Source organism: Xanthomonas sp. NCPPB 2922 (genome assembly GCF_041520885.1).
GTDB classification, from domain to species: domain Bacteria; phylum Pseudomonadota; class Gammaproteobacteria; order Xanthomonadales; family Xanthomonadaceae; genus Xanthomonas; species Xanthomonas campestris.
Genome location: NZ_JBGOFY010000009.1, coordinates 23,928 through 45,633, shown reverse-complemented (window position 1 = coordinate 45,633; position 21,706 = coordinate 23,928). Strand labels below are relative to the sequence as shown.

General features: G+C 65.9%; 18 protein-coding genes. 2 read left to right on the top strand and 16 right to left on the bottom strand.

All coding sequences use genetic code 11. The annotated features are described in order from the left end of the window. Positions 1–19: 19 nt before the first annotated feature. The 16 genes from bamA to ACD584_RS11745 form a co-directional block, all read right to left on the bottom strand. Positions 20–2,389: an outer membrane protein assembly factor BamA gene (gene bamA, locus ACD584_RS11820; protein ID WP_019237827.1), complete on the bottom strand. Its 2,370-nt coding sequence runs from the start codon at positions 2,387–2,389 to the stop codon at positions 20–22. 83 nt (positions 2,390–2,472) lie between these two features. Continuing rightward, on the bottom strand, positions 2,473–3,819 hold the full coding sequence (gene rseP, locus ACD584_RS11815; RefSeq protein WP_076036082.1) for an RIP metalloprotease RseP: 1,347 nt from the start codon (positions 3,817–3,819) through the stop codon (positions 2,473–2,475). Between the two features lie 26 nt (positions 3,820–3,845). Next, entirely contained in the window at positions 3,846–5,036 is a 1,191-nt protein-coding gene (locus ACD584_RS11810) for a 1-deoxy-D-xylulose-5-phosphate reductoisomerase (protein WP_076036081.1), read from the bottom strand. Positions 5,037–5,038: 2 nt separating this feature from the next. Continuing rightward, on the bottom strand, positions 5,039–5,866 hold the full coding sequence (locus tag ACD584_RS11805; protein ID WP_011036560.1) for a phosphatidate cytidylyltransferase: 828 nt from the start codon (positions 5,864–5,866) through the stop codon (positions 5,039–5,041). Next, the gene (gene uppS / locus ACD584_RS11800; RefSeq protein WP_029629000.1) at positions 5,863–6,624 is read right to left on the bottom strand and encodes a polyprenyl diphosphate synthase; all 762 of its coding nucleotides are present in this window, start codon (positions 6,622–6,624) and stop codon (positions 5,863–5,865) included. Before uppS ends, ACD584_RS11805 begins: the two co-directional genes overlap by 4 nt. 17 nt (positions 6,625–6,641) lie before the next feature. After that, positions 6,642–7,199 (bottom strand): ribosome recycling factor, encoded by a 558-nt coding sequence (gene frr / locus ACD584_RS11795; protein WP_011036562.1) that lies wholly within the window; start codon positions 7,197–7,199, stop codon positions 6,642–6,644. A gap of 236 nt (positions 7,200–7,435) precedes the next feature. After that, the gene (gene pyrH / locus ACD584_RS11790; RefSeq protein ID WP_011036563.1) at positions 7,436–8,158 is read right to left on the bottom strand and encodes a UMP kinase; all 723 of its coding nucleotides are present in this window, start codon (positions 8,156–8,158) and stop codon (positions 7,436–7,438) included. Positions 8,159–8,265: 107 nt separating this feature from the next. Beyond that, positions 8,266–9,789 (bottom strand): GGDEF domain-containing protein, encoded by a 1,524-nt coding sequence (locus tag ACD584_RS11785; protein WP_070692698.1) that lies wholly within the window; start codon positions 9,787–9,789, stop codon positions 8,266–8,268. Between the two features lie 283 nt (positions 9,790–10,072). Next, positions 10,073–10,951 carry a translation elongation factor Ts gene (gene tsf / locus ACD584_RS11780; protein ID WP_012438814.1) on the bottom strand — a complete coding sequence of 293 codons (879 nt, stop codon included), beginning with the start codon at positions 10,949–10,951 and terminating at the stop codon, positions 10,073–10,075. A 170-nt stretch (positions 10,952–11,121) separates the two neighbouring features. Then, on the bottom strand, positions 11,122–11,949 hold the full coding sequence (rpsB, locus tag ACD584_RS11775; RefSeq protein WP_011269915.1) for a 30S ribosomal protein S2: 828 nt from the start codon (positions 11,947–11,949) through the stop codon (positions 11,122–11,124). A gap of 297 nt (positions 11,950–12,246) precedes the next feature. Beyond that, positions 12,247–12,963 carry a molecular chaperone gene (locus tag ACD584_RS11770; RefSeq protein WP_070692700.1) on the bottom strand — a complete coding sequence of 239 codons (717 nt, stop codon included), beginning with the start codon at positions 12,961–12,963 and terminating at the stop codon, positions 12,247–12,249. Position 12,964: 1 nt separating this feature from the next. Further along, positions 12,965–13,303 carry a hypothetical protein gene (locus ACD584_RS11765; RefSeq protein WP_016944177.1) on the bottom strand — a complete coding sequence of 113 codons (339 nt, stop codon included), beginning with the start codon at positions 13,301–13,303 and terminating at the stop codon, positions 12,965–12,967. Between the two features lie 48 nt (positions 13,304–13,351). Further along, a complete protein-coding gene (locus tag ACD584_RS11760) occupies positions 13,352–14,386 on the bottom strand; it encodes a spore coat U domain-containing protein (protein ID WP_175611530.1) in 1,035 nt (344 codons plus the stop codon). Beyond that, positions 14,383–16,731 carry a fimbria/pilus outer membrane usher protein gene (locus tag ACD584_RS11755; protein ID WP_076037739.1) on the bottom strand — a complete coding sequence of 783 codons (2,349 nt, stop codon included), beginning with the start codon at positions 16,729–16,731 and terminating at the stop codon, positions 14,383–14,385. The genes ACD584_RS11760 and ACD584_RS11755 overlap by 4 nt, the downstream gene beginning before the upstream one ends. A 16-nt stretch (positions 16,732–16,747) precedes the next feature. Next, positions 16,748–17,491 carry a molecular chaperone gene (locus ACD584_RS11750; RefSeq protein WP_175611529.1) on the bottom strand — a complete coding sequence of 248 codons (744 nt, stop codon included), beginning with the start codon at positions 17,489–17,491 and terminating at the stop codon, positions 16,748–16,750. Positions 17,492–17,499: 8 nt separating this feature from the next. Next, a complete protein-coding gene (locus tag ACD584_RS11745; protein WP_029216855.1) occupies positions 17,500–18,051 on the bottom strand; it encodes a spore coat U domain-containing protein in 552 nt (183 codons plus the stop codon). Positions 18,052–18,321: 270 nt separating this feature from the next. Here ACD584_RS11745 and map point away from each other — a divergent pair, with 270 nt between their 5' ends. Both map and ACD584_RS11735 read left to right on the top strand, forming a co-directional pair. Further along, the gene (gene map / locus ACD584_RS11740; protein WP_011036574.1) at positions 18,322–19,098 is read left to right on the top strand and encodes a type I methionyl aminopeptidase; all 777 of its coding nucleotides are present in this window, start codon (positions 18,322–18,324) and stop codon (positions 19,096–19,098) included. Continuing rightward, positions 19,095–21,704 (top strand): [protein-PII] uridylyltransferase, encoded by a 2,610-nt coding sequence (locus tag ACD584_RS11735; protein ID WP_076036077.1) that lies wholly within the window; start codon positions 19,095–19,097, stop codon positions 21,702–21,704. Before map ends, ACD584_RS11735 begins: the two co-directional genes overlap by 4 nt. The last annotated feature ends 2 nt before the right edge of the window (positions 21,705–21,706 follow it).

Genomic DNA, 21,706 nt, shown 5'->3' with positions numbered 1-21,706 from the left:
TTGTTTTGCTGCGTACGATTTAAAACTGGCCGCCGAAGGTGAACTGCAGACGCTCGATTTCGTCGTTGTCTTCCTTCTTCAGCGGGAACGCATAGCTGATCGAAATCGGGCCGACCGGGGCGCGCCACAGGAGTGCGACACCGGTTGAGGCGCGCAGCTCATTGGCCTTGAAAGCATCCACGTCGCTGTAAACGTTGCCGAAGTCGAAGAACGCCGAGATGCGCGCCGACGGGCTGTCGAACAACTTCGGGAAATACATTTCCACCGAGCCCACCGTTTTCAACGAGCCGCCGAGTGGCTGACCACGGTTGAATCCGTTGATCGCCTCCGAGCGCGGTCCCAGCGTGTTGTCTTCGAAGCCGCGCACCGAATTGGTACCGCCAGCGTAGAAGTTCTCGTAGAAGGGCAGGCCGGTGGCGGTGACCGGACGCGTGGTGCCGTCGGCGTTGGTGATTACGCCAGAACTGTCCTTGCCGTAGCTGTCGCCATAGCCCAACTCAAACCGCGTATTGAGAACAATCGCAGGAATGATCGGCCAGTAGTTCGAAATCTGATAATTAAGCTTGTAGTACTCCACGGTGGAACCAGGAAGCGTGGTTTCCAGGCCAACACGCTGATACATGCCGCGCGTCGGCATAAAGAAGTCGTTGCGAGTATCACGCGCCCAACCGAACTCAGTCCGCACGGCCTTGAAAGTATCGGTGCCGATCGCTTGAATGTAGTCGACAATTGCCTGCGGCGTCGTACCCGGGAAGGTAGTGATCTGATTGCTATCGACGCCGATCATCGCCGAGACAGTATCGTTCTCGGTGATCGGCACGCCGAACACCACCTGTGCCGACCCATTCGTGCTGTTGAACTGGGCGGTATTGAAGTCAGAATAGTCCAGCTCTCGCCACGACAGGTTGTAGCCCAGCGACACGCCGTCGTCGGTAAAGAACGGATTGGTGTAGGAGAATGCATAGCGCTGCTGGAAGGTGCTGCGCGAGGCTTCCACTGCCACCCGGTTACCGCCGCCCAGGAAGTTGTTCTGCGACAGCTGCACCGAGGTGGTCACGCCGAACGCTTGCGAGAAGCCCAGGCCGAAGACGAAGCTGCCTGAGGTGGTTTCCTTGACGTTGTAGACCACGTCCACCTGGTCGTTGCTGCCCGGCACCGCGGGGGTTTCCACGTCCACGCTCTCGAAGTAGCCCAGGCGTTGCAGACGGATCTTGGAACGGTCGATCGCGGCCTGCGAGTACCAGGTGTTCTCGAACTGGCGCATTTCGCGGCGCAAGACCTCGTCGGAGGTGCGGCTGTTGCCCTTGTAGAGGATGCGGCGCACCGACACGCGCGGCCCCGGCACGACCTGCAGGTTCACTGCAACGGTGCGGTCTTCGCGGTTCGGCGTGGGGATCGGGTTGACCTTGGCAAAGGCGTAGCCGACGTTGCTCAGCGTGTTGGTGATGGCATCGGAGGTGTATTCCAGCAAGGCGCGCGAGAAGATGTCGCCGGCCTTGGGGATCACCAGGCGCTCGATGTCGGCCTGCGGCAATACAGTGTCGCCGGTGACCTTGATCTCGGAAATCTTGTACTGCTCACCCTCGGTCACGCCGGCGCTGACGAACATGTCGCGCTTGTCCGGGCTGATCGACACCTGGGTGGAGTCGACGCTGAAGTCGACATAGCCACGGTCCAGGTACCAGGAGTTGAGCTTCTCCAGGTCGCCGGACATCTTTTCCTTGGAGTACTGGTCGTCGCGGCGGTACCACGAGGCCCAGTTGTGCTCCTTGGATTCCCAGTTTTCCAGGATGTCTTCGTTGGCGAACTTTTCCGTACCAATCAGGTTGACGTGGCGGATCTTGGCCGCCTTTCCTTCCTTGATCGCGATGGCTACATCGACGCGGTTGCGGTCCAGCGGGCTGACCGTCGGGGTGATCTCGACGTTGTACTTGCCGCGGTTGTTGTACTGACGGGTCAGCTCCTGGGTCACGCGGTCCAGGCTCAGACGGTCGAAGGTGCCGCCTTCGGTCAGGCCGATGTCGCCCAGGCCCTTGAGCAGCTCTTCGGACTTGATGTCCTTGTTGCCGGTCACGGTGAGCTTGTTGATCGCCGGGCGTTCCTTGACCGTGATGACCAGGATGTTGCCCTGGCGATCCAGCTGCACGTCTTCGAAGAAGCCGGTGCGGTATAGCGCGCGGATCGAGTCGGCGACCTTGCCATCGTCCACGGTATCGCCACGGTTCACCGGCAGGTAGGTGAACACGGTGCCGGATGCAATGCGCTGCAGGCCGTCCACGCGAATGTCGCTGGCGACGAACGGCTCGGCGGCCAGGGCTGCGGCGGCTGGCAGGCTGAGGCCGGCGGCAAGAGCGAGGGCAAGCAGGCGGCGAGTGGGAAGACGCGTCATGTCACATCCGGTTGGAGTCGATTGCGGGTGTTGCTGGGTGCCGGCGTATGACGACGACAACAGGCGGAAAGAGTGGAGCAGCTTCATCGTGGAACCAGGCCGAGGATGTCGTTGTAGAACGCCAGACCCATCAAGCCTGCCAGGACCGCGAGGCCGACATATTGCCCGGCGATCATGGCCCGTTCGCTGATCGGGCTGCCCTTGACCAACTCAATAAGGTAATACAGCAGGTGCCCACCGTCCAAGATTGGGATGGGCATCAGGTTGATGATGGCCAGGCTGAGCGAGAGCAGGCCCAGGAAATACAGGAACCAGTCCACGCCGCGTTCGGCCGAGGCGTTGGCGGCGCGGGCGATGGTGACCGGGCCGGAAATGTTCTTCACCGAGGCCTGGCCGGTCAGCATGCGCTTCATCATGCCCAGCGAATCGGCGGTCATCTTGCCGGTTTCGCGGATCGCGGCAGGTACCGCGGCAAACACCCCGTATTGCTGGCGGCTGTCGTAGGCCGGCGCCGCGGTGGCCGCAAACCCCACACCCAGCATCCACTGGCCTTCGGGCGACTTGCGCGGGGCAATTTCCAGCGCCAGCCGGTCGTCTTCGCGCGCGACCTCGATCATGCCGGTGCCGCCCTGCGTGCCCAGCGCCTGGAGCTGGGCGGGCACTTCGCCGGCCGAGCGAATCGGCTGGCCGTCGATGGCCACGATCCGGTCGCCCGGCTTCAGGACGCCGTCGGCCGCCGAGCCGGCGACCACCTTGTCCACCACCGGCGGCTGCAGCATGAACTGCCAGCCGATGCCGGCCAGCGTGGCGACGCGGCGCTCGTCGAACCCCACTGGCAGCTGCGACAGGCGCAGCGTGTGCTCGCTGTTGCCGCCTTCCTCCGCTGCGGTCAGCACCTGCACGTCGCGGCGGTCCATGGCCGCGGTGGTCAACTGCATGCCGGCATCGCTCCAGCTGCTGACGCTGCGGCCGTCGATGCGCACGATGCGCTCGCCCGGCACCAGCCCGGCAGCGGCGGCCAGCCCATCGGCGCGGCCGACGGTGGCCGAGTAATCCTGCTTGCCGATCACAAACATCGCCCACAGCATGACCATGCACAGCAGCAGGTTGGCGATCGGCCCGGCGGCCACGATCGCGATGCGCTGCCACACCGTCTTGCGGTTGAAGGCCTGCTCACGCTCGGCGGGGTGCACCTCGCCTTCGCGCTCGTCGAGCATCTTCACGTAGCCGCCCAGCGGGATCGCGGCGATCGCGAACTCGGTGCCGTGGCGGTCGCGGCGCATCCACAGCGGCTTGCCGAAACCGACCGAAAAGCGCAGCACCTTGACGCCGCAGCGGCGCGCGACCCAGAAGTGCCCGAATTCGTGGAAGGTCACCAACACGCCCAGGCTGACGATCATCCACCAGACCGAACCGATGAAATCACCCATGGATGCAACTCGGCAGCGTGGTTCGATCAGGCATGAAGGGAATGATGGGCGAGGGCGCGTTCAGTGGTTCGGCGTGCTTCGGCATCGGCGAAAAGGAGAGTATTCAGGGTATCGGCATTCTGCCGCTGAAGCGTTGTCAGCGTGTGTTCGACCAACGCAGGGATGGCTAGGAAACCCACCTTGCCCTGAAGAAACGCTGAAACAGCCACTTCGTTGGCCGCGTTCAGGATGGCCGGCGCGGTGCCGCCGGCGCGCAAGGCGTCCCAGGCCAGGCGCAGGCACGGGAACGCCTCGGTGTCGGGAGCTTCGAAGTCCAGCCGGCCCTGTTGCAGCAGATCCAGGCCGCCGACGCCGGACTCGACGCGCTCCGGCCAGGCCAGGCCGACCGCCAGGGCGGTGCGCATGTCCGGCAGCCCGAGCTGGGCCAGGGTAGAGCCGTCGACGAATTCCACCAACGAATGCACCAGGCTCTGCGGGTGCACCAGCACGTCGATCTGCTCGCCGGGCAGGCCGAACAGATGGTGCGCCTCGATCACTTCCAGGCCCTTGTTCATCAGCGTGGCCGAGTCGACCGAGATCTTCGGGCCCATCGACCATTTTGGGTGCGCCACTGCTTGCGCGGGCGTCACTTCGGCCAATTGCGCACGCTGGCGGCCGCGGAACGGCCCGCCGGAGGCGGTCAGGATCACTCGCCGCACCCCGCGGCTGGCGTCGCAGGAGCGCAGGCACTGAAAGATCGCACTGTGCTCGCTGTCGATCGGAATGATCTCCGCGCCGGCCGCAGCCGCGGTGCGGGTCAGCAGCTCGCCGGCCAGCACCAGGGATTCCTTGTTGGCCAGCAACAGGCGCTTGCCGGCGGCCGCGGCCGCCAGGGTGGACGACAGGCCGGCGGCGCCGACGATCGCCGCCACCACGGTGTCGCAGGCATCGCTGGCCGCCAGCGCGTCCAGCGCCTGATCACCGGCATGCGCCTGGGTGGTCAGGCCGGCGGCGCGCAAACCATCGCGCAATGCCGGATACAACGCGGCGTCGGCGATCACCGCATGGGCGGGGCGGTGCCGCACGCATAACGCCAGCAGCGCATCGACCTTGCTGCCGGCCGACAGCACGCTGGCACGCAGCCGATCCGGATGCCGGGCAATCACGTCCAGTGCCGAGGCACCGATGGAGCCGGTCGCGCCAAACACCGCGACCCGACGAAGAGAAGAACCTGACATGCCTAGAATCCGAGAATTTCCTTGCCGAGCGCGAACACCGGCAGCGCGGCGAGCACGCCGTCGATCCGATCCAGTACGCCGCCGTGGCCGGGAATCACCGTGCCCGAATCCTTGGCGCCGGCATGCCGCTTGAGCAGGCTTTCGAACAGATCGCCCAGCACCGAGGCCAGGACTGCGACTGCGGCCACCAGCACCAGCTGCGGCACATGCGCCAGGGTCAGCCCGGCCAGCCAGCCGAAGGCGCAGGCCACTGCAATACCGGCGACCAGCCCGCCCAGCAGGCCTTCGATGGTCTTGTTGGGGCTGATCCGCGGTGCCAGCTTGTGCTTGCCGAACCGCCGCCCGGCGAAATACGCGCCCGAGTCGGCCGCCCAGACCATGGTCAGCGCGGTCAGCAGCCACAGGTTGCCCTTGTCGGGATTGGCGTGCAGCAGCACCAGCGCGGCCCAGGCCGGCAGGACCGCCAGCGTGCCGGCGGCCAGCTTGAGCGCGCGTGCCTGGCCATTGCCGTGGTCGGCGCCGAAGTTGAAGAACCGCAGCCACAGCAGCGCCACCAGCCACCAGCCCACGCCCACCAGGGCAGCGATCTGGAACAGCACCATCGAGCCGACCGATGCCCAGACCATCAGCACCATCAGCAGCAGGTTGAGCATCAGCAGCACGGTGCGCGGCAGGCTGTCGTCGATGCCGGACAGCTTGAGCCACTCCCACAGCCCGGTCAGGAACAGGATCGCCGCCAGCGCCGCCAGCCACTGGGTGGGCAGCAGCACGATCGCGCAGATGGCGAGCGGCGCCATGATCAGCGCGGCAATCACACGGGTCTGGGTCATGCGGAAGACGTCTCCGTCGCCTTCTCGGCGATCTGGGCGCTGGTCAGGCCGAAGCGGCGTTCGCGCCCGGCATAGTCGTCCAGAGCCTGTTGCAGCACGCCGGCGTCGAACTCCGGCCACAGGGTTTCGGTGAACCACAGCTCGGTGTAGGCGAGCTGCCACAACAGGAAATTGCTGATCCGGGTGTCGCCGCCGGTGCGGATGAACAGGTCCGGTGCAGGCAGGTCGGCCAGCGCGACCCGGCTGGCCAGCAAGGCTTCGTCGATCTGCTCCGGCTGCAACCGGCCTGCCGCGACCTCGACGGCCAGCGCACGCGCGGCCATGGCGATGTCCTGGCGGCCGCCATAACTGGCGGCGATGCTCAGCACCAGCCGCGTGTTAGCCGCGGTGATGCGCTCGGCACCGGCCATGCGGTCGCGCAGTGGCGCGGTAAAGCGGCTGCGGTCGCCGATGAAACGCACCTGCACGCCACGCCGCTGCAACTCTTCGACCTCACGATCGAGTGCATGCAGGAACAGCTTCATCAGTGCGTCGACTTCGTCCTGCGGGCGGCCCCAGTTCTCGCTGGAAAACGCGAACAAGGTCAGTGCCGACACGCCCTTGTCGAGACAGAAATCGATGGTGCGGTTGACCGCCCGCGCGCCGGCACGGTGGCCGATCACGCGCGGACGCCGCCGACGCTGCGCCCAGCGCCCGTTGCCATCCATGATGATGGCAAGGTGGCGCGGCACCGCGGCAGCGGAGGGCTCCGAATGCATGGCAGTGGACGCCACGGTCAGACCGTCATCAATTCCTGTTCCTTGCCCTTGACGACCTCATCCACGTCCTTGATGGCCTTGTCGGTGAGCTTCTGGATATCGTCTTCGGCGCCGCGCGCTTCGTCCTCGGTGACCTGCTTGTCCTTGAGCAGATCCTTGACCTGCTGGTTGGCATCGCGCCGGATGTTGCGGATGGCGACCTTGGCGTCTTCGCCTTCGCCATGCACCGACTTGCTCAGCTCCTTGCGGCGCTCTTCGGTGAGCGGCGGCAGGTTCAGGCGGATCACGGTGCCGACCACGGTCGGGGTCAGGCCCAGGTCGGAGGCGTAAATTGCCTTCTCGACGTCCTTGATCATGCCCTTGTCGAACAGGCTGATGACCAGCGAGCGGCCTTCGGAGACGCTGATGCTGGCGACCTGATTGAGGGGGGTGTCGGTGCCGTAAGCCTTGACCTTGATGTTGTCGAGCAGCGCCGGCGAGGCGCGGCCGGTGCGCACGGTGGTCAGGGAATGGCGCAGAGCATCGATGCTCTTGGTCATGCGCGTCTGCGCGTCTTGTTTGATCTGGTTGAGCATCGCCGAACGTCCTGGTGAATCGTAATTGATCGATTATAGCCGCCAGCGGCGCCGACAGCCGGCGCAGCGCAGCAAAAAGCCCGGCAGGCGCCCGCCGGGATTCATGGGCGCGCACGGCCCGGGCGGGCGGGGCTGACCCAGTTTGCATGGTGAAAATGCAGCACAGCCGCCCGGAGGCGGCTGTGTGGTCACTGTCTGGCGAGCCGCGGCGTCTCAGCCGGGCCCGACCGTGTCGCTCAGCTGCGGCCCTGTACCAACGTGCCGATCTGCGCGCCGTGCAGGATGCGCAGCAGCACGCCGGGCTCGCTCATGCCGAAGATGCGCAGCGGCAGATCGCTGTCGCGGGCCAGTGCGAAGGCGGCGGTGTCCATCACTTCCAGGCCCTGCATGATCACTTCGTCGTAGGTCAGGCTGTCGTAACGCACCGCATCGCTGTGCTTCTTCGGATCCTTGTCGTACACGCCATCGACCTTGGTCGCCTTCAGCAGCAGATCGGCGCCGATCTCGATCGCACGCAGCGCGGCGCCCGAGTCAGTGGTGAAGAACGGGTTGCCGGTGCCGGCGGCGAAGATCGCGATGCGGCCCTTTTCCAGGTGACGGATCGCACGGCGGCGGATGAAGTCTTCGCAGACGTCGTTGATCTTGATCGCGCTCATCACGCGCACCTTGGCGCCGAGCTTTTCCAGCGCGTCCTGCATGGCCAGCGCGTTGATCACGGTGGCCAGCATGCCCATGTGGTCGCCGGTGACGCGGTCCATGCCGCTGGCAGCCAGGCCGGCACCGCGGAAGATGTTGCCGCCGCCGATCACCAGCGCCACCTGCGCGCCGGCCTGCTGGGCTTCGATCACTTCATGCGCGAGGCGATTGATGACCTTGGGGTCGATGCCGTAATCCCCATCCCCCATCAGCGCCTCCCCGGAAAGTTTGAGAAGGATGCGGCGATAGGAAAGTTCAGACATGGGGCAGGCCTCGGGGGTGGGGGATCGGCAAACGCCGGCAATTCTAGCGGAAGCCTGTCACCGGGCGTGGTAAAAATTCCTTTGTTGCGCGATGCGTGCCGTGTTGCTCAGTGCGCGCGTGGTGTCGGTTGCGCCGGCACCTCGGTCGCATCGTAGGCGGTGACGCGGTTGCGGCCGCGATGCTTGGAGCGATACAGCGTGGTGTCGGCGGCCTGCAACAGATGCTCGATGCTTTCGAACTGGCGGTCGCCGCCACCGTGCGTGGCCAATCCCGCAGAAAACGTGATGTGCAGCGGCCCGCCGGGCAATTGCGCCATCGGTGTGCGTGCGGTTTCGGCCAGGATGCGCTCGATCACCATCAGCGCGGCCTCGGCGGTGGTGTTGGGCAGTATCACCAGGAATTCTTCGCCGCCATAGCGCGCCACCAGGTCGCTGGTACGCACCATGCGCTGCAGGGTCTGCGCGAAGTTGCGCAGCACCTCGTCGCCGACCAGGTGGCCATGCGCATCGTTGACGCGCTTGAAGTCGTCCAGGTCGATGAAGGCGATCGACAGCGGCCACGCCTGCCGGGTGGCCAGTTCGAACTCATGCGCGAGCGCGGTGCCGAGCTGGTGGCGGTTGAATACGCCGGTCAGTGCATCGCGGCTGGCCTGTTCGGCCAGGTGGCGCATGCGGTTTTCCGATTCGTCGGCATGCCGGCGTGCTTCGGCCACGTCCTGCAGCTCGCGCAGGCTGCGCAGCATGGCCAGCTCGCGTGCCTGTTCGAAGATCAGCTGGATGTGCTCGGGCTGCGGCACACGGATATCGAACAGGGCTTCGAGTTCGGGCAGCGATTCGGCAATGCGCTCGATCACCTTTTCAAAGCGCTCGGCATCGAGCTCCAGCACATCCTGCGCCTGCTGTTGCGCGCGCTCGGTAGCGGTGGCCGCACTGGCCGACAGCCAGATATCGGCCAGCCGCCCGGACAGCGCCACGCAGGCCATGAAGGGTTCCAGGCTTGCCGGCTCTTCTTCGCTCTGGGCGATGGCGTTCTGCAGGTACGGCGGCAGCTGCCATTGATGCGCCAGCCAGGCGCCGACCTCGGCATGCGTGGCGCCCAAATGCTCGCGTTCGGCGTCCAGCAGTGCGGCGTTATCGGGGGCCTGTTCCAGCAGTGGGGCGTATATCTCCGGCGTGCCCTGCAGCAGCGCCAGCTTGCCGATGTCCTGCAGCAGGCCGGCCAGCATCAGCTCTTCCGGCTTGCGGATGCCATAGGCCTGGCCAAGGATGCGGCTGGCCAGCGCACACAGGCCGGCGCGGCGCCAGATGCGCTCGTGCAGCGGATGCGTTTTGAACGTGCTGCGCACGCCGTGGACCATCGAAAAGCCCAGCGCCAGGCTCAAGGTCGCATTGAGGCCGAGCATGGTCAGTGCCTGGCCCAGGTTGTCGATGCGGCGCCGGCTGGCGTACAGCGGGGAATTGGCCACGCGCAACATGCGTGCGCTCAACGCCATGTCCATGCCGATGACGTTGGCCGTGGTGGTCATGTCGACGTCGGGGTCTTGCGCCAGCTCGATGATGCGCAGCGCCACGCCCGGCGGCGAGGGCAGGTTGCGGCAGTAGTGCAGGGCGGCCTGGAGGTCTGGTTGCATGGTTCATCGCCGACAGTGATCGCAAGCATACAGCCGCGGTCGTTGAGTTGGGCACGCCACGCAGTGCAGTCGCCGCGCTGCAACGCAGGCGCAATGGGCGCTGGAAAGCCTGGTCGGCATCTCGTTTTTAGCGGAAGCGGCACGCGCATCTGTAGCGTTGCGGCCGGTTGCATACGCCGCGCATGCAGGCGGCCTGGCGGCAAACAGCGCTGCGCCAGCGCGCAGTGCGGGCAAAAAAAAGCCGCGGCATGCCGCGGCTTTTTTCGTCATCGAACGCGGTGAATCAGGCCAGTCCGGCCTGCTTCATCACTTCGGCAGCGTAGTCTTCCACCACCTTCTCGATGCCTTCGCCAACGGCCAGACGCTGGAAGCCGATCACTTCGGCGCCGGCGGCCTTGACCGCCTGCTCGACGGTCTGGTCAGTGTTCAGCACGTACGGCTGGCCATACAGGGTGACTTCGTTGACGATCTTGCTGATCTTGCCGCTGATGATCTTTTCCAGGATTTCGGCCGGCTTGGCCTTGTCCTTCTCAGACATCTTGGCCAGCTCGATTTCCTTTTCCTTGGCAACGAACTCGGCCGGGACGTCGGAGGCCTTGACGTGCGGCGGGTTCATGGCAGCGATGTGCATCGCGATGCCACGGGCCAGCTCGGCGTCGCCGCCCTTGAGCTCGACCAGCACGCCGATGCGGCCGCCGTGCACGTAGGCCGCGACGTTGTTGGCGCTGTCGATGCGGACCAGGCGACGTACCTGCAGGTTCTCGCCAACCTTGGCGATGACCGCAGCGCGACGCTCTTCGATGGTCTCGCCGCTGTCCAGCTTGACGCTCTTCAGGGCGTCGGCATCGGCCGCGTCAGAGTTCAGCGCAGCGTTGGCGACGACGTCGGTGAAGGCCAGGAAGTTCTCGTCCTTGGCGACGAAGTCGGTCTCGGAGTTGACTTCGACCAGCACGGCCTTGCCGCCAGCCTGTGCGGTGGCGATGCGGCCTTCGGCGGCAACGCGGTCGGCCTTCTTGTCAGCCTTGGCCAGACCCGACTTGCGCAGCCATTCGGCCGCGGCGTCGATGTCGCCTGCGTTTTCGACGAGTGCCTTCTTGCACTCCATCATGCCGGCGCCGGTGCGCTCGCGCAGTTCTTTAACCAGGGAAGCAGTGATTTCCATGGAATTACCTCGTATGGACGAATACGTGCGGCGGAAGTGTTCCGCCAATGAGGAGACGGTGCAGCGTGCTGGCCGCCCCCGTGGGTGTCTTCAATGGCCCGAGCGACGGGACGCGAGGGTCCTGTCGGGGCTGCGGCCGCACAGCATGGTGCGGCCGCATTGCATGCCGATTACTCGGCAGCCGGTGCCTCAGGTGCAGCGGCCGGTGCGTCGGCCTTCTTCTCGGTGGCCTTCTTGGCCGGAGCGCGACGGCCCTTGCCTTCGTCGCCGGCTTCAGCCGAGAACTCTTCTTCGCGAACCGACGCCGAATTCGGCGCAGCAGCCTTGCCTTCCAGCACGGCGTCGGCAGCGGCGCGTGCGTACAGCTGCACGGCGCGGATGGCGTCGTCGTTGCCCGGGATGGCGTAATCGACCAGGGCCGGATCGTAGTTGGTATCGACCACGGCGATCACCGGGATGCCGAGCTTCTTGGCTTCCTTGATGGCGATGTCTTCATGGCCGATATCGATCACGAAGATCGCGTCGGGCAGACGGTTCATTTCCTTGATGCCGCCCAGCGACGCGTCCAGCTTCTCGCGCTCGCGACGCAGGCCCAGCACTTCGTGCTTGACCAGCTTTTCGAAGGTGCCGTCGGTTTCAGCGGCTTCCAGTTCCTTCAGGCGGGCAACCGACTGCTTCACGGTGCGGAAGTTGGTCAGCGTGCCGCCCAGCCAGCGCTGGGTCATGAACGGCATGTTGCAGCGCTCGGCTTCTTCCTTGATGGACTCGCGCGCGCTGCGCTTGGTGCCCAGGAACAGCACGGTGCCGCGCTTCTGCGCGATCGAGGAGAGGAAGTTCATCGCGTCATTGAAGAGCGGAACGGTCTTCTCGAGGTTGATGATGTGGATCTTGCCGCGCGCGCCGAAGATGTACGGCGCCATCTTGGGGTTCCAGTAGCGGGTCTGGTGGCCGAAATGGACGCCGGCTTCCAGCATCTGACGCATGGTGACCTGAGGCATTGAAAAAACTCCTGATAGCGGAATTGCCGTGCGCGGCTGTGGTTTGAAAACCTGCGCATGACTGTGCGAGCCCTGGCGGGGACGCACGTAATTCCGGGGTTGGGCTTCCCTGTCGCCTCCGTGACGAACCCCTTGCGGGGCACCCCGGCACGGATGGCGGCGGCAGGTGTGAATTCGTCGATGACGTCCGACGTGGACGGCGCGCTGCGCATGAAACGCAAAACAGCCGGCGGAGTATATCCGCCGGGGCAGGGCGATGCAATGTGACTCAGGGGCCGCGGTGCGTGCAGCGCCGGATCATGGCTCCAGCACCAGGGTGCTCTCGGTGTCGCCATTGATACGGGCCACGAAGCGGCCCTTGCCGGCGGGCAGGCTGGCCGGCAGCGTCCAGCGTCGGGTCTGCCCGGGCAGAACATAGCCGGCCAGGTCGTTGCGGATGTTCAGCCGGGTGCCGCTGGCACCGATGTAGGCCAGGTCGGCCAGGCGGGCGTGGCCAAGGCCGGCATTGTGCAGCGTCAATGCCCTTTCGGTGCCGGACTGGAGTAAGTGAGCGTGCAGCTTCGGTTTTGCCTCACTGGCCTGGCTGGGCAGGGTGAAGACGGGAATGGAATAGCGCAGCAGTTCGGGCTCCTCGGCGCTCGCCTGCTGTGTCACTACCAAGCGATAGCTGTCTTCGGTGGTGGCCGGGCTGGGGCCGAGCCGGATCACCCGCAGCAGCTGGCGGCCCTGGCTGGGAATTTCGAACTGGCTGGGGCTGACGGTGGCAGTGATGGCCGGTTCAAGCACCTCGCGCTCGCCGTCCTGACGCCAGCGATACAGCTTTGCTTCTGCACGCCACGGTTTGCCGGCCTGGTTGTACAGCCACACGGTGGCTTGGTCGGCATCGGCGGGGATGCGCGCCGTGGTCGGCGCGATTGTGATCTCGGCAGCAAGGGCTGGGGTGGACATGACCAGAAGCATGCCAGCGGCCAGAACCGTGGCAAGCCAACGCGTCAGTGGCCAGGCGCCGGCCATCTCAGAAAGCCACCGTGGTGATACGGGCAGCACCGGTCGGCGCCGGGCCGGCCAAGGCGCTGGCGACCTGGCCGGTTGCGCTGGCGGCAGTGCCAGCGGTGCCGGGGGCAGCACTGGCAGCCGGTTCGATCGCCGCCGGGGTGCCCTTGGAGCAGTTGGCGCGTGCCGGCGAGGTGCGCAGTTCGCAGCCGCTGAGCACGCGCAAGCCGATATGCAGGGTGGAATTTTCCAGGCCTTGGCTGGTGCCGGCCGCCTCGGCAGTGGAGGCGGCGCAGGCCAGCGCAAGTAATGCAGAGCACTTCAGAAGGTTGAACGGCGTCATGAAGGCAATCGTTTGCATTGGAGACGTAGCCAATAACGACGTGCCCGATGCGAACTTAATTAACCATCAGTAAGTGATCGAGACGGTCACCGTATCGGTATAGGCGCCAGCGGCCGGTAGCTGTGGCGACGGCGCACGCCCATAGACGGTGACCGTCTGGGCGACGCCGTTGCCGGTGCCATTCAGGGTGTCGGTGCCGATTGTGGTGCCCCAGCGGTTGCTGCGCGCCGCATCGCGGTAGAGCTCGTAGGTGATGTAGTTGCTGCTGCTGGCCTGGCGCATTCGGCGGGTGCTGCCGCTGGCATTCACGCCGTTGCCCAGGCCGATGTTCCACGCGGTCCGGTTGGTGCACGACAGGCTGACGGTGGAGGTGCGGTCGATGTTGCTGGTAATGCTGCCGGCGATGGTGCCGAAGTCCAGGTCGGTGGTGACGTAGGTATTGCAGCGGGCGGGCACGTTGGCCGAGGCGGTGAACGGGAAGGCGTTGCTGGCGGTCTTGGCGCCGCTCCCGCCGGCCGTGCAACTGCTGGGGGCCGGCGGAATGCCGATGAGGCTTTCGGTATAGGCATACCGCAGCACGGTGTCGGCGCCACTGAAAGTGCTGGTGTGGTTGCCCACCGACAGGGTCTGATTGGCTGGAATGCGGCCGTACAGCGTGACCGACGTGGTCTGCGAGCCGCCGGTGATCAGCGGTACCCCGTACGAAAGTGTCAGTACGCGCGGCGAGGGCGTCGTCGAGCCAGTGGCCCCCCAGACCTGGGTACGGGTCGCCTCGGAGTAGATCTGGAAATCCAGGCTGTCGCTGGTGGGGTTGAGCATGCGGCGCGGCGTATACAGTCCGGCACTGGCGCTGCCGGGGCCCAGATCCAGGCACAGGCTCACGTGCGCATAGCCCAGGACGCTGAGCGCGGCAGTTGCACAAGACACGTTGAGCGTTGCCACCGCGTCGGTGGTGCCGTTGGCGGCCACGTTGCCAAACGCCAGCGGCGTGCCGAGCGTGACGGTGCAGTTTGTGTCCGCGTGCGCGCGCTGGCTTGGGGCCAGCCACAGCGTGGCAATCGCCAGCGCGAACAACAAACGGCCCAGGCCTGGCAGGCTCATGGCGCCGGCTCGGCGATGCACAGTAGCGGGCCGACGCGCGGGATGTCGGTGGGATTGGCCGGGTAGGTGAACTGCGCGCTGCAGCGGCCGTCGTGCAGGTCGACCAGGATGCGGTTCTCCTGCTGCAGATTGTCCAGATAGGTTTCGCCGTCGTACCCGACCACCACGCGTTCGGCATCGCCCTCGCGCCACACCACGCTGCCGACCGGCAACGGCACACCTTGCGCGTCATGCAGCACGATCATGGCTGCACGCACGGGCGTAATGCCGAAGCGCACCGCCACGCCGGATTGCTGGCGCGGGGTCACCGTGGTGTCGACCCGGTCCACACGCAGGTTGGCCGGCAATGCCAGCGTATCGATCGACAGCTGATTGCGTTGCCACGACTGCAGCGGGGTCACCAGCAACATGCCCTTGGCGTCGGTCACGCCGATCAGGCGGTTTTCCAGGCGCACCGGGATGCCGGGCTGGCCATCGGTGGAGACCACCGCGAACGCATCCTGCACGTCACGCGCGGCGAAACCGCGCCCGTTCATCCAGACCAGGCTGCCGCTGGCGCTGGCATAGCCGAAGGTGTCGCCGTCTTGCGTGGCAGCGCCCAGGCTGTAGCGGCCGACGCGGTTCAACCAGCCCAGTTCCGCCAGCCCGCCGCTGGCGTCGTCGCCGGCGCGCGCCTGCAGGCGCCAGCCTACGCCGCCCAGGTCGCCGTCACCTGGCAGCGGTTGGCTGACATCGGCCACAAAGCCGGTGCGGTTGCCGTTGCGCTGCATCGAAGCGCTGGCCTGGCGGATTCCGCCGAAGGTGGTGGAGAGCGACAGATACAGGCTGCGGTCGCGGCGCAGATCCAGGTTCTGGTTGCCGGACAGGTTGGCGGCCCAGTTGCGGCCGAAGCTGCGCGACCAGAACACGCTGGCGTAGCGCGAGGTGTCGCCCTGCGGATAGCTCAGCCGGACGTAGCTGGTGCCGAGCGAGCCGAGCGGGTTGACGTTGACGCCGAACACCGCGCGGTCGCTGACGCTCGCCGGCAAGCTGCCCTGCAGGACGCCCAGGTCGCGATAGTCGCCATGGGTACGCTGGGTGGCGAAGTTGAGATTGAAGCGGCGGTTGTTCCAGGCGTAGCCCAGCACGTATTGGCCGCCGCGCAAGCCGCCCATCTGGCTGTGCGCGTAGGCCACGTTGAACACGCCGCCGACACCGAGCAACCAGATGCCTCCGGCGCCGGCATTGACCAGGCTGCCGCCGGCTTCGGCATGCGCCTCGATGGTGAAATCCTCGCGCACGCCCTTGCGCAGGCTGGCACTGGCCACCGGCCGGCTGTCGTAAGAAAACGAGCGCACACCGTAATCGCGACGCAGGTGGCCGATGCCGGCCGACCACTCGGAGATACCGCGCGCCAGCAACTGCGGGGTGCCGTAGAACGCGAAATCCAGCCGGCGCACGCGGCCGAACGCATCGGTCACCACGATCTGCGCCTGGCCGGTGCCGCTGATGCCGGGCTGTGCGGCGAGCTGGAACGGGCCGGCCGGGACCTGGCCGCTGTATTGGCGCAGGCCATCGACGTACAGCTCCACCGTCGACGGCACCGCGGCTTCGCCGAGAAAGCTGGGCGTCGGGGTCAGTACGCGATACGGCTGCAGGGCGTAGTTGCGGCCGATCTGGATGCCGCCCAGGCGGATCGACCGGCTCCAGTCGACGAAGCCGCTATAGAAATCGCCCACCCGCAGGCTGGTGGCGGTGTCGGGGAAATCCATCTGCCAGGCGCTGTCCAGGCGTACGGCTTCGCCCCGCCAGCCGCGGTCTTGCGCGCGGTTGTAGGTCTGGAACACGGCCGTGCTTTCGACCATGCCCCGGCCCAGACCGAAGCCGCGCAGTTCGGTGGCCAGCGAGACGCTGCTGGCCCCCGCGTTGCGGTTGGCATACAGGTCGTAGTTGAGCAGCGCGCCCGGCGAGGCGGTGGCACTGGGCGGAGCGACTTCCTCACTCTTCAACACCGTGGTGGACAGCGAGAGCTGCGCCAGCGGGACCTGCAGGGCCAGCCGCTGCAGGGCGGCGTCATAACGCACTTCGACGTCGGGCATGCGGTCCAGGTCGACCAGCGCCTCGGGCGCTTGATCGTCCAGGATGAAGCCGAGTTTGCGCAAGGTCTGCACCGACGCACGCAAATTTCCGTCCACCAGCTCGAACGGCGCCAGGCCGCGATCGGCCTGGTTGACGCTGACATCCAGATACAAGGTCTGCGCGGCCAAGACGCCGGTCTGCGGTGCAGGATCCGGCAAGGACGCCACATCTGCCAGATCGGCGGCTGCAGCGTTCTGCAGACCAATGGCGGCGGCAAGCAGCGTCATCGTCAGCCGCGCCACATCACGGCGCGGCCAGCAGGGTGCGTTCGTCAGCCTCACCATTGATCCTTGCGGTGATGGCGCCGCGGCCAAACTGTGCCAGCGGCGCGCCGAGCGACCAGCGCATGGTCTGGCCGGGCAGGACGTAGCCCACCAGTCCGTTCAACTCCGTCTTGGCCTTGCCATCGATCAGGTGCCGCAGATCGGCCACCTGTGCATGGCCGTTGCCGGTGTTGCGGATCTGGATCTGCGCGTTGCCGTCGCTGCCGGCCACCAGTTGCGTGTCCAGCCGCGGCGTGGGCACGGCGATGCCGGGTGGCTGGACAAAAATCGGCACCGAGTAACGCAGCACGAACTGCATGCCGTTGCGGTCTGCGTCGACGCTGGGCAGTTCGTCGACGATGATGCGGTAGCACACCTCTTCACCACGTGGCGGCGGCCCGGCGCGGATCACGCGGATCAACTGCCGCTCGCCAGCGGCCAGCGTGCGCATGGGTGGGCTGATCAGCAGTTCCTGGGTGGGATCGAGCTGATCCTGGCCCTCGCGCTGGGTCCAGCGGTAGGCGCGGGTCTGCACCTGCACCGGCGCGCTGCCGCTGTTGCTCAGCCACAATCCATCGGCGCTCTGCTGGGCGGTCAGCGTGAGCGAGGTGGGCGCCAATTGCAGGCTGGCAGCGCGCACTGTGGTCGACTGGGTAGCCAGGCAAAGGCCGGACAAAGCCAGCAACAACAACGGACGCAGTGGCGAAGGCAGCGATAGCGGCATGCGTGGGCTCAATAGATGATCGTGGCGGTGATGGTGTCTTGGTAGGTACCAGTGGCTGGGTTGCCGGCGGACGGGTTGGTCACGCGGCCGTACACCGGGTAGATCTGATTGATGCCGGTGGCGGTGCGGCTCAGCGTATTGGTGCCGCTGGTGCTGCCCCACACTGTGCTGCGGCCCAGGTCCTGGTAGAGCTGATAAGCGACGAAGTTGTTGGTGGTGACCAGTGCATCGGTGTTCTTCATGCGGCGGGTGGTCACATCGTTGGCCGTCCCGGCGTTGCTACCTGCGCTCAGGGCGATGTTGTAAGGCGTCAATGCGGTGCACTGGGCGGTGACGCTGCCGTTCGCATCGGCATTTGCGGTAGAGGTGGAGAGCACCGAGCCGAAGTCGACGTCCGTGGCCGATGCCGCGGTGATGGTGCAGGCCTTGGTGACCGCGATCTTGACGTTGAAGGTGGTGGTGTCTGCTGCTGTCGCGATGCCGACGGTCGAGAGCAGGCCGAGAGAGAGTAAGACAGGGCGGACATTACGCATGGACATTTCCTTGACCGAATAGGTCATTGATGACGCGACCAAGTCGTCGCCCTCCTCGTAATGCATCGCCCGTGCCAAAGATAACCATGAATCGGTTAGCTATCCCGCTGTTTTTTTTGGGTCTTTAGCAAAAAATGGGATGTCTTACGGATGACTCCGTTTCACGCAGTTTTGACGCGTGAAGACCTTCGTCACAGTTCCGGGGCCATTGCGCCGGATTTCCGCCGGCGAGCGCGAGCGTGCCGCGCAAAGCGTGGAGTCATTCAGATTCGCTCGGAATCGGCGATAATCCGCCACATGAGCGTCAATCTGAAAACCAAAGAAGAAATCGAACTGATGCGCGTCGCCGGCCGTCTGGCCGCCGAGGTGCTCGACGTGGTGGCCCCGCATGTGAAACCAGGCGTGACCACTGCCGAGCTGGACCGCATCTGCCACGACCACATCGTCAATGTGCAGGGCACCATCCCGGCCAATGTCGGCTACCGCGGCTTTCCCAAGAGCGTGTGCACCTCGGTCAACAACGTGATCTGCCACGGCATCCCGAGCGCGGCCAAGGTCCTGAAGGAAGGCGACATCGTCAATATCGATGTCACCGTCATCAAGGACGGCTGGCATGGCGATACCAGCCGCATGTATTACGTGGGCACGCCGTCGGTGATGGCCAAGCGCCTGGTGGAAACCACTTACGAGGCAATGTGGCGCGGCATCCGTGCGGTCAAGCCGGGCGCGACGCTGGGCGATGTCGGCCATGCCATCCAGAAATTCGCCGAGGCCGAGCGCTTCAGCGTGGTGCGCGATTACTGCGGCCACGGGATCGGCAAGGTCTATCACGACGAACCGCAGGTGATGCATTACGGCCGGCCGGGCGAGGGCCTGGTGCTCAAGCCGGGCATGACCTTCACCATCGAGCCGATGATCAACGAAGGCACCTATCACCATAAGACCCTGCCGGACGGCTGGACCGTGGTGACCAAGGACCGCAAGTTGTCCGCGCAGTGGGAACACATGGTGGCGGTGACCGAAGACGGCGTGGATGTGCTGACGCTGTCGCCCAACGCCTCCGCGCCGGCATGACCGCAACGCCGGCGGACCGACCCGATCCGGGCGTCGCCGGCGACGCCGACTGGGCCGCCGAGGCCCGTCCGCTGCTGGTGCATGCGGACATGCGGCTGTGCAAGCGCTTCGACCAGGGCGAGCCGACCGAGCGTCTGCTCGCCTTGCGCGCGCGCGCGGTCGATCAATTGATGCGCAATGCGTGGACGCGCTGTATCCCTGCCGACGCCAGGCTGTCCTTGCATGCGGTGGGAGGCTACGGGCGCGGTGAACTGTTTCCACGTTCGGATGTGGACCTGCTGGTGCTAGGCGAGACCGCTGCGCAACAACGCCACGAGCAGGCGCTGGCGCGCTTGTTCGCGTTGTTGTGGGACGTGGGCCTGCCAATCAGCCATGCGGTGCGTTCCCCCGCGCAATGCACGAGTGCGGCCGCCGACCAGACCGTGCTCACCGCACTGATCGAATCGCGCCCGCTGGTGGCCGATGCGCAGGCGCGTGCGGCGCTGGCCGCCGCGATCGCGCCGCAGCAGGTATGGCCGCCGCGCGCATTCTTCCAGGCCAAGCGCGAGGAACTACACGCGCGGCATCAGCGCTTCGGCGACACCGCCGACAACCTGGAACCGGACATCAAGGACGGCCCCGGGGGCCTGCGCGACCTGCAGACGTTGGGCTGGATGGCCTTGCGCGCGTTCGGGGTCAAGGACCTGGAAGCGCTGGTCGGGCTGGGCCATGTGGGCATGGACGAAGCGGCCGCATTGCGGCGCGAACGCGAAGAACTCGCGCGCTTGCGCTACGGCTTGCACCTGGTCGCCAACCGGCCGGAAGAACGCCTGCGCTTCGATTACCAGAAGACCCTGGCCGAGCGGCTGGGCTTTGCCGACGACCCGGAAAGCCTGGGCGTGGAAAAGATGATGCAGCGCTTTTATCGCAGCGCCGCGTTGATTCGCCGGATCAGCGACCGCCTGCTGCAGCGCTTCGAAGAACAGTTCGATGGCGAGGCGGTGCCGGTGCAACTGGACGCCGGTTTCAGCCTGCGCCGCGGCTATCTCACCGCCGATGCCGACACCTGGCCGGATGGCGATGTGCTGCAGGTGTTTGCGTTGTTCGCGCAATGGGCGGCCCACCGCGAGGTGCGTGGGCTGCATTCGTTGACTGCGCGCGCGCTGGCCGAAGTGTTGCGCGATCTACCTGCGTACGACGTTGCCGACGCCATCGCGCGCGACCGGTTCATGGCGCTGCTGCGCGGCCCGCGTGCGGTGGAAACGCTCAACCGCATGGCGCGGCTGGGCGTGCTTGGTCAGTGGATTCCCGCGTTCGCCAGTGTGTCCGGGCGCATGCAGTTCGACCTGTTCCATGTCTACACGGTGGATCAGCACACCTTGATGGTCCTGCGGAACATCGCGCTGTTTGCCGCCGGCCGCGCCGACGAGCGTTTTTCGATCACCCATGAAGTCTGGCCACGCCTGCGCAAGCCGGAGCTGTTGTTGCTGGCGGGCTTGTTCCATGACATTGCCAAGGGCCGCGGCGGCGACCATTCCGAACTCGGCGCGGTGGACGCGCGCGCGTTCTGTCTGGCGCATCGGTTGAGCGAAGGTGATACCGAGCTGGTCACCTGGCTGGTGGAGCAGCACCTGCGCATGTCGGTCACCGCGCAGAAGCAGGACATCTCCGACCCGGAGGTGATTCACCGCTTTGCCACGTTGGTGGGCACGCGCGAGCGCCTGGATTACCTGTATCTGCTGACCTGTGCCGACATCGCCGGCACCAGCCCCAAACTGTGGAATGCCTGGAAGGACCGGTTGCTGGCGGATCTGTATTTCGCCGCACGCCGCGCCTTGCGCGAAGGTCTGGAACACCCGCCGCCGCGTGAGGAACGCCTGCGCGAAGCGCGCGAATCCGCACGCACGCTGATGCAGGCGCAAGGCCATGACGATGCCACCATCGATCGCCAGTTTGCGGGCATGCCGGACGAGAATTTCCTGCGTTTCCGGCCCGAGCAACTGGCCTGGCAAGCGGCCTCGTTGATCGAGGTGCAGATCGGCCAGACGTTGGTCAAGGCGCGCCGCGCGGTGCCCGACAACGACGCGCTGGAAGTGTTCGTGTATTCGCCCGACCGCGATGGATTATTTTCGGCGATCGTGGCCACGCTGGACCGCAAGGGCTACGGCATTCATCGCGCCCGCGTGCTGGACGCGCCACACGATGCGATCTTCGACGTGTTCGAAGTGCTGCCGCAGGACAGTTCCGCCGATGGCGACCCGCAGCGCCTGGCCGCCGCCCTGCGCCAGGTACTGGCGGGCGATCTGCTCAAAGTGCGCCCGTCACGGCGCGCGGTGCCGCGTCAGTTGCGGCATTTCCGCTTCGCCCCGCGGGTGGAATTCAGCGAAAGTGCCGGTGGCAGGCGCACCCGCATCAGCCTGGTGGCGCCTGACCGCCCGGGCCTGCTGGCCGACGTGGCGCACGTGTTGCGCATGCAGCACCTGCGCGTGCACGACGCCCGCATTGCCACCTTCGGCGAGCGCGCCGAAGACCAGTTCCAGATTACCGACGAGCACGATCGCCCGTTGCCTGATGCTGCCCGGCAGGCGCTACGCGATGCGCTGTGCGCCTGTCTCGACCCCACCTGAGT

Bases quoted from the DNA above. Each gene is read 5' to 3' on its own strand.
- rseP (WP_076036082.1), bottom strand. From the start codon at position 3,819: ATGGGTGATTTCATCGGTTCGGTCTGGTGGATGATCGTCAGCCTGGGC.
- ACD584_RS11805 (WP_011036560.1), bottom strand. From the start codon at position 5,866: ATGACCCAGACCCGTGTGATTGCCGCGCTGATCATGGCGCCGCTCGCC.
- ACD584_RS11785 (WP_070692698.1), bottom strand. From the start codon at position 9,789: ATGCAACCAGACCTCCAGGCCGCCCTGCACTACTGCCGCAACCTGCCC.
- pyrH (WP_011036563.1), bottom strand. From the start codon at position 8,158: ATGTCTGAACTTTCCTATCGCCGCATCCTTCTCAAACTTTCCGGGGAG.
- ACD584_RS11755 (WP_076037739.1), bottom strand. From the start codon at position 16,731: ATGACGCTGCTTGCCGCCGCCATTGGTCTGCAGAACGCTGCAGCCGCC.
- ACD584_RS11770 (WP_070692700.1), bottom strand. From the start codon at position 12,963: ATGGCCGGCGCCTGGCCACTGACGCGTTGGCTTGCCACGGTTCTGGCC.
- frr (WP_011036562.1), bottom strand. From the start codon at position 7,199: ATGCTCAACCAGATCAAACAAGACGCGCAGACGCGCATGACCAAGAGC.
- ACD584_RS11765 (WP_016944177.1), bottom strand. From the start codon at position 13,303: ATGCAAACGATTGCCTTCATGACGCCGTTCAACCTTCTGAAGTGCTCT.
- ACD584_RS11735 (WP_076036077.1), top strand. From the start codon at position 19,095: ATGACCGCAACGCCGGCGGACCGACCCGATCCGGGCGTCGCCGGCGAC.
- tsf (WP_012438814.1), bottom strand. From the start codon at position 10,951: ATGGAAATCACTGCTTCCCTGGTTAAAGAACTGCGCGAGCGCACCGGC.
- uppS (WP_029629000.1), bottom strand. From the start codon at position 6,624: ATGCATTCGGAGCCCTCCGCTGCCGCGGTGCCGCGCCACCTTGCCATC.
- rpsB (WP_011269915.1), bottom strand. From the start codon at position 11,949: ATGCCTCAGGTCACCATGCGTCAGATGCTGGAAGCCGGCGTCCATTTC.
- map (WP_011036574.1), top strand. From the start codon at position 18,322: ATGAGCGTCAATCTGAAAACCAAAGAAGAAATCGAACTGATGCGCGTC.
- ACD584_RS11750 (WP_175611529.1), bottom strand. From the start codon at position 17,491: ATGCCGCTATCGCTGCCTTCGCCACTGCGTCCGTTGTTGTTGCTGGCT.
- bamA (WP_019237827.1), bottom strand. From the start codon at position 2,389: ATGACGCGTCTTCCCACTCGCCGCCTGCTTGCCCTCGCTCTTGCCGCC.
- ACD584_RS11745 (WP_029216855.1), bottom strand. From the start codon at position 18,051: ATGACCTATTCGGTCAAGGAAATGTCCATGCGTAATGTCCGCCCTGTC.
- ACD584_RS11810 (WP_076036081.1), bottom strand. From the start codon at position 5,036: ATGTCAGGTTCTTCTCTTCGTCGGGTCGCGGTGTTTGGCGCGACCGGC.
- ACD584_RS11760 (WP_175611530.1), bottom strand. From the start codon at position 14,386: ATGAGCCTGCCAGGCCTGGGCCGTTTGTTGTTCGCGCTGGCGATTGCC.